The following is an 807-nucleotide window of genomic DNA, read 5'->3' on the forward strand; positions in this document are numbered from 1 at the left end:
ACCGCGCATTGGTCGAGTGGGAGAGCTTCAGCGTCGGCAGCAGCGCCAGGGTCAACTTCACGCAGCCGAACGCGCAGAGCATCCTGATCAACCGCGTGACCGGCAATGCCAACGGCATCCAGGCCAGCGAGATCTACGGCGGCATCAGTGCCAACGGCCGGGTGTTCCTCGTCAACCCGACCGGCATCGTGTTCGGGCCGACGGCGCAGGTGAACGTCGGTTCGCTGGTGGCGACCACGCTCGACCTGTCGGCCGACATGACGGCCAACAACTACGCCGGCTTCATCAACGGCGGCAACATCAACTTCGAGAGCACGGTCGGGCCGACCGGTGGGCAGAGCGTGCAGGTGCTGGCCCCCGACAACCCGCTGGTGCCGCAGATCCAGGCGGGCGCAGGCGGCTCGATCCTGCTGATCGCGCGCGACGGCGTCGAGCAGTCGGGCACGATCAGCGCGCCGCGCGGCTCGATCACGCTGACCTCCGTCGAGACCGCGACGCTGACGCCGGTGACCACCAGCGGCTTCATCCAGGTGGCGACCGACACGCCGGCCCAGCGCAGCGGCGGCGTGCTGCTGGGCCTCAACTCGCAGACGCTGGCCAGCGGCGGTGCGATCCGCATCGGCGGGGCCGCCACGGAAGGCGTCCCGCGCAGCGAGACGATCACGATCCAGGGCACCGTCAGCACCGACAGCACGACCGGCGCGGGCGGCACGATCTACATCGACGCCGGCAGCGATGCCGCCTCGCAGCTGGTCCTGAACGGCGCCGTGCTCGACGCCAGCAGCACCGTCGGCCTCGGCGGGAGCA

1 protein-coding gene is annotated in these 807 nt (G+C 70.3%); it reads left to right on the forward strand.

Features of this window, described 5'->3' with window-relative positions; genetic code table 11:
* The coding region (locus tag AC1D01_RS37070) for a two-partner secretion domain-containing protein (RefSeq protein ID WP_477874860.1) at window positions 1–807 on the forward strand (807 nt) is incomplete at both ends.

Source organism: Rhizobacter sp. P3_B12, assembly GCF_056402895.1.